The sequence below is a fragment of the Flavobacterium sp. genome, from assembly GCF_004295795.1.
Lineage (GTDB): Bacteria > Bacteroidota > Bacteroidia > Flavobacteriales > Flavobacteriaceae > Flavobacterium.
This window is the reverse complement of sequence record NZ_SEBR01000016.1, coordinates 76,489-82,867: the sequence shown is the minus strand read 5'-3', so window position 1 is coordinate 82,867 and position 6,379 is coordinate 76,489. Positions and strand designations below refer to the sequence as shown.

General features: G+C 47.9%; 8 protein-coding genes. All 8 read left to right on the top strand.

The features are described 5' to 3' along the window. Positions 1-250: hypothetical protein (locus EOO49_RS13835; RefSeq protein ID WP_290846677.1), on the top strand; the 250-nt coding region annotated here is incomplete at its 5' end. A 439-nt stretch (positions 251-689) separates the two neighbouring features. Further along, complete coding sequence (locus EOO49_RS13830) at positions 690-953, top strand: hypothetical protein (protein ID WP_290846675.1); 264 nt, start codon at positions 690-692, stop codon at positions 951-953. Between the two features lie 242 nt (positions 954-1,195). After that, positions 1,196-2,773, top strand: a complete 1,578-nt coding sequence (locus tag EOO49_RS13825; RefSeq protein WP_290846673.1) for an NADP-dependent glyceraldehyde-3-phosphate dehydrogenase — start codon at positions 1,196-1,198, stop codon at positions 2,771-2,773. Beyond that, positions 2,770-2,895 carry a hypothetical protein gene (locus tag EOO49_RS13820; RefSeq protein WP_290846671.1) on the top strand — a complete coding sequence of 42 codons (126 nt, stop codon included), beginning with the start codon at positions 2,770-2,772 and terminating at the stop codon, positions 2,893-2,895. Before EOO49_RS13825 ends, EOO49_RS13820 begins: the two co-directional genes overlap by 4 nt. Positions 2,896-2,923: 28 nt before the next feature. Further along, positions 2,924-3,214: a thioredoxin gene (gene trxA / locus EOO49_RS13815; protein ID WP_290846669.1), complete on the top strand. Its 291-nt coding sequence runs from the start codon at positions 2,924-2,926 to the stop codon at positions 3,212-3,214. Positions 3,215-3,520: 306 nt separating this feature from the next. Beyond that, positions 3,521-4,549 carry a nitronate monooxygenase gene (locus tag EOO49_RS13810; RefSeq protein ID WP_290846667.1) on the top strand — a complete coding sequence of 343 codons (1,029 nt, stop codon included), beginning with the start codon at positions 3,521-3,523 and terminating at the stop codon, positions 4,547-4,549. A gap of 102 nt (positions 4,550-4,651) precedes the next feature. Further along, complete coding sequence (locus EOO49_RS13805) at positions 4,652-4,930, top strand: hypothetical protein (RefSeq protein ID WP_290846665.1); 279 nt, start codon at positions 4,652-4,654, stop codon at positions 4,928-4,930. Between the two features lie 123 nt (positions 4,931-5,053). After that, a complete protein-coding gene (locus EOO49_RS13800; RefSeq protein ID WP_290846664.1) occupies positions 5,054-6,358 on the top strand; it encodes an MFS transporter in 1,305 nt (434 codons plus the stop codon). Positions 6,359-6,379 lie beyond the last annotated feature (21 nt).

Here is a 6,379-nt window from a genome sequence, read left to right as displayed (position 1 = left end):
CCAGCGGGGCTTACTTTTGCCTCGCCGCAAAAGTAACAAAAGGGCGCGCGGCACGACCGATTTTGGCGACCTGACAGCCTTGGAAATTCGGGAATTAAAGGAACTCGCGGAGACTTTTTGGGTACGAGAACCTTTTTGGGTCGCTCAAACAGCCTTTAATTTACTACGCAAGCTCCGTCAGTTCGCGTTGCTCGGGTCACGAATTTCCAAGACGTCAGGTACCCGCCAAAACGCTCAAATGCCGGACTAATCGGAAAGTGTCTATTGACATTTTTAGCGGCGCTGAATCTTCGGGCCCGGAGATTTTTGTAAAACGACTTACTATCTGCTTGGGCCTCGATTTCCTCCGCTGTCGCTTTGGAAAAATGCGTCTCCGAAACACCTTTTTTCCTCAATCGCCAAAATCGTTTCCATAACGTAGTCACCGGAAACTTTTGGCTCGAAAGCCCGTGGTTCGAAACAAACAAAAGCCGTGGTCAGCCGCATTTTCGTGCCAAAGTCAAAACTCAGGATGTCAATCAAAGCCAACCGATTGTTTCCGTCAAAGACACACCCGTTTTTCGCTACGGAGCCGTTTTTTAGCGCCGCGAAGCAAGCTAAAAAGCAAATAGGCACTTCCAAATAGTCCGCGGCCTAAGCACAAAACGCGGGCACCTGACGTCCCAAAAATTCGCAGAAATGGAAACTGTTTGAGCGACCCGAAAGGTAAGTCGTTACGAAAAAGCTTTCCCGCGAGTTTTTTCATTTCCGAATTTTTGGGGCTGTCAGGTCGCGTTTTTGGTTCGAGCCGCAAGGCCTTTTTGCTACTTTTGCGGCCAGGCAAAAGTAGTCCCGCGGAAGGCGACGAACAACAACATTCGGCAGCGAAGCTGCCGCAAACACAAAATGAGCGAAGCTCATTTTTATCAGGCTTCGAGAATGAGATAATTTCCGAGAACACAGAATCAAAATAAAAAAGAAAAAGGATCGTCTTACGACAATCCCAGCCCGGATGCGGGCAACTAGCCTTTCGCAGAAAAAGCCGAGATTTTCTTGGATTGAAACAGCGACCGCAGGAAGCTCGTTTCAAGCTATAGAAAAACCGGTTTTTGCAAAAAAGCTAGTGCTTGGTAGCCGGAAAAAGCTTCAAAAAAAAAGAACAAAATCCCCCGCAAGAATCCGTAACTTTATAAAAACCTCTCAAAAAAACACAACAATGACAAAAATCCCGGACCAATACAAAATCGCTCCAATAAAACAACAAACCTGGCTCGTAAACGGCGAACTCAAAACTTGGGACGGCGCTTACACCGACGTCTTTTCCCCAATCTCATCAACCGAAGACTACAAACCGACATTGCTGGGCGAAATACCCGCGATGGGCGAAAAAGAAGGCCTCGAAGCCATCGAATCGGCGGCAAAGGCCTACGACAAAGGCAAAGGTTTGTGGCCGACCATGAAAGTTGCCGACCGCATCAAATGCATGCAGCAATTCGTCTCCAAAATGAAATCGACGCGGGAAGAAGTCGTGAAGTTGCTGATGTGGGAAATCGGGAAGACTTTGGGCGATTCCCAGAAAGAATTCGATCGCACGGTCGACTATATCAACAACACGATCGAGGAATACAAGAAAATGGATAGGGAAGGCGCGCGTTTCCAGAAATCGGAAAGTGTTCATGCGATGATTCGCCGCGGCCCGCTTGGCGTCGTGCTTTGCCTCGGGCCGTACAATTATCCGATCAACGAGACTTTCTCGCTCTTGATTCCGGCGCTTATCATGGGAAACACCGTGATTTTGAAACCGCCCAAATTTGGCGTTTTGGCACTTTCTCCGATTTTGTCCGCTTTCGCCGAAAGTTTTCCGCCGGGAGCGATCAACATCATTTACGGACGCGGTCGCGACGTTGCCGGTCCTATCGTGCAAACGGGAAAAGTCGATGTTTTGGCACTTATCGGAAACAGTACATCGGCACGCGCCTTACAGGACCAACATCCGCATAAGAACAGGTTGCGAATGGTCTTCTCGCTCGAAGCCAAGAATCCGGCCATCATTTTACCGGATGCCGATCTCGATCTGGCAATTGAAGAATGCCTCGCTGGAACTTTGTCGTTTAATGGACAACGCTGTACAGCACTGAAAATCGTCTACGTCCACGAAGAAATTGCCGAAGAATTCAACCTTCGTTTTTCCGAGAAAGTCGACGCAATGAAATTCGGGAATCCTTGGGAAGACGGAGTGAAATTGACGCCGCTTCCGGAACCTGACAAACCGAAGTATATACAGGAATTGATCGACGACGCCAAAGCGCACGGGGCCAAAGTGCTCAATGCGAAAGGTGGCGAACACTACGACAATTATATTTTCCCGGCGGTGGTTTATCCGGTGAACAAAGACATGAGAATTTACCACGAAGAGCAATTCGGGCCTGTGATTCCGGTGCTTTCTTTCAAGGATATCGACGAGCCGCTCGATGATATGGCCGAATCGAATTACGGTCAGCAAGTGAGTTTGTTCGGAAAAGACCCGAAAACGCTGGCGCCATTGATCGACGGTCTTACCAATCTGGTTTGCCGAGTAAACCTGAACAGTTCCTGCCAACGCGGTCCGGACGTTTTCCCGTTTACGGGACGAAAAGATTCGGCAGCCGGAACGTTGAGCATCCACGACGGATTGCGCTCGTTTTCGATAAGGACGATGGTCGCGGCGAAAGAAAACGACTACAATAACGGCATTCTTACAGACTTGCTCGACAGCAAGAAATCAAATTTCATCAACACCGATTATATTTTGTGATGCAAAATGTGTTGCTCGAAACGGCAAACGGGCACCCGATCGAGGCGCAGTATTTCGCTTCGGCCGGGAATCGCCTGGTCGTGATTGCATCTGCCACAGGCATGTCCGGAGATGTGATATGACCGATTTATTATCTGAAATACAAACGAAATGAGCATTTTCCAACAAATCATAAATCAGGATAAACCAGTGCTGGTCGACTTTTTCGCAGAATGGTGCGGTCCATGCAAAGCGCTGGCGCCGATTCTGAAAGAAGTAAAGGACGAGCTGGGAGAATCAGTTTCCGTCATAAAAATCGACGTTGACAAAAATCGCGCGTTGGCCAGTCAATACCAGGTGCAAGGCGTGCCGACGATGATTCTTTTTAGAAATGGGCGACAGGTTTGGCGGCAGTCTGGTGCTTTGCCTAAGTTGGAGATTTTGCGGGTTATTCGGGGTTAGTTGGGGTTTCAGTAGTAGCAGTAGCAGTAGCAGTAGCTGGCAGAGTTGACTTGAATGCAGAGGCTGAAGCAGTTGCTTGGGTTGGATGGAAAAATGTTTCGTTTATTGCTTTTGGGCGCGAAGTCTGTGACTTTGCGAATGGCGTGGCGGAGTCTGTGACTCCGAAAAAAAGCGCAGCGCCTTAATGTTCTTAACTATCTTAATGGTTCAAAAATAGAGCGCAGCGACTATGTAGTAATTAGCTAAAGAGCGCAGCGTCTCAATATCCTTTATAAAAAAAAATAGATCCAATCGGGTGATTCGAAAATGTTGACCAAAAAACTCCAAATCAAATACCCAATCATCCAAGCGCCGATGTTCGGAGTCACGACACCTCAAATGGTCGCCGCAGCAGGTAACGCAGGGTTTCTGGGATCGGCGGCTTTGGGAGATCTGGATTCCGAAAGTTCCTCCAGGATAATTCGCGAATGCAAGCAACTCACACGCGAAGGCTTTGCTGCAAATATCTTCGCAAACCAAATCCCCGAAATCACCCAAGAGCTGAAATCGAGATATCAAAAAACAAGACAGACACTCCGCGAATTGTCAGAAAAACTAAATCTCAAAGTAGACTTTCCCGACATCGAAAATGTCAAACCATCGGGCTATCACGAACAGGCGCAAGCAATTCTAGAAGAGAATATCAAAATCCTGAGTTTTACTTTCGGAAATCTCGATTCCGGCACCATCGAAAAATTCAAGGAAAAAGGCGTAACCCTTATCGGAACTTGTACGAGCGAGGAAGAAGCCCAAGCCCTGATCCAATCCGAAATCGACATCATTTGCGTGCAAGGAATCGAAGCCGGCGGTCACCGCGGTTCATTTTCAAACGAAAATATCCCACAAATCGGCGGATTGTCGCTGCTGCAAAACGTCCGGCAAATGACCAAATTGCCAATACTCTACGCCGGAGGAATAGCAAATAAAAAGACGATCGATTCCGTCAAAACGCTTGGCGCGGATGGATTTCAGGTTGGCACAATACTGCTTTGCTCAAAGGAAAGCGCCTTGACCGAATCGGAAAAACAGCGATTGGCTACAGCCCAAAGACGAGAAATCGTGCTGACCAAAAGTTTCTCGGGTCGCTACGCCCGCGGACTAAAAAATGACTTCATAGACCTGTTCGAAAACGCTGGCTATATCTTGCCTTATCCGTATCAAAACAAACTTACCGCACCATTCCGAAAAGCTGCCAGACAAGCGAATTTGGTAGAATACGTGAATTTATGGGCGGGACAAAGTTTAGGAAATCTGAGTTTTGACCCGACGGATGTAATTTTGAAGACGTTGATTTAAAATTGGCTTCAAAAACCAACTTGGGCAAACCGTGCAATTTTAGAAAGCAACCGTATAACTCAAAATCTCTAGTGTTTCCGAACTTTACAAAAAACAGAAATCATGGAAACCAGGAAACCCGATAGGACAGCGCCAGGAATCGACTACCAGGAATCGGAAATCAACGATTACATCGTTAACGATGCCGAAAGGGTGCATGCCGAAGAAATGAAAAAGGCAGTCGAAAAAGACCGCGCCTTTTATGAAAGTCCCGAAAATCCGGGCAAAGAAATCAACCAGAACGATCAAGCTTATTCGCAATCGACACCTCGAGATTTTGTGAAAACGCATTCAAAGTTCCATCACAAGGATGACACGATAGAAAATTATGACCCGGAATGATCCGGGTTTTTTTTGCGTTAATTTGGGTGTAATTTCACCATCGGTCGCAGGATTTTGAATTTTCGACGCAGTATCTTTGCCGCGCAACCTGTAAGGTTTTAAAGATGACAGGTTCCACAAGCTATGCCAAACGAATCCGCGCCCAAATTTTCCCGTTTCCTGACCAAGAATCCTGCTTTGGTCATAAAAGAGTTCCGTTATTTTTTGTCGATGCGCTTCGGAGTGATTTTTGCGCTGAACATGCAGTCGACCATCATTTATTATTGGGTTTACCACATTACGAACGACAAACTTTCATTGGGTTTGGTAGGGTTGGCCGAAGTGATTCCCGCGGTGTGTTTTTCGCTTTTCGCCGGACACATCGTCGATCTGAACGAAAAGCGCAAGATGTTGTTCCTGTGTCTTTTGGGATATATCGCGCTTGGTTTGGGACTCGCAACTTTGAGTTTGCCGCATTTTGAATATCTGCACGTCGATACGCGATTGCACGTCATTTACTTTTTGGTTTTCCTTGGCGGAATTTTTCGTGCGTTTTACGGACCGTCGGGATTCGCGATGTCTGGCTTGGTCGTGCCCCGGGATTTGTATCCCAATGCGACGAGTTGGAGCAGTATGGCCTGGCAGCTCGGTGCGGTAATAGGGCCATTGGTTGCGGGTTTCCTGATCGCTTGGGGCGGAATCACCACGGGAATGTTCGTGGTTTTGGCCGTGGAAGTATTGCTTTTGATCCCGTTGTTGCATATTTCTGCCAAACCCGTCATCAAAAAAGAGAAAGAACCTGTTTTGAGAAGCCTGACCGAAGGATTGCGGTTCGTTTGGAGCAAGCCGGCGCTTTTGGGCGCACAATGTCTTGACATGTTTTCGGTTTTATTTGGCGGAGCGGTGGCACTTTTACCCGTTTTCCAAAAAGAAATTCTCATGGTGGACGAAACCGGATTTGGGATTTTGAGAGCCGCTCCGGGAATGGGCGCGATTTGCACGATGGCGCTTTTGGCCTTCATTCCGTTGAAGACGAATCCCGGGCGCAAATTGTTTTTGTGCGTGACAGGATTCGCCATTTCCATAATTGTCTTCGGACTCAGCAAGCACTTTTTGCTTTCGTTTTTCGCGCTTTTGTTTTCCGGAATGTTCGATGCCGTGAGCGTGGTGATCCGCGGAACGATCCTACAATTGGTCACGCCAGACCACATGCGCGGACGCGTTTCGGCCGTAAACACGATTTTCATCAGCTCGTCCAACGAGCTCGGGGATTTCGAAAGCGGCGTGATGGCGCACTGGCTCGGAGCAGTGAGAGCTGTGGTTACTGGCGGATGCATTACTTTGGGCGTAATCGGGATGACGTTTTTTGGAGCGCCCCAACTTCGCAACTTCAGTTTTTCAGACAAGCGGGAAGAGGAAGAAAAAACCACGCCGGGACTTCCTTCGTAAATGCTCGCGGCCCGGATGCAG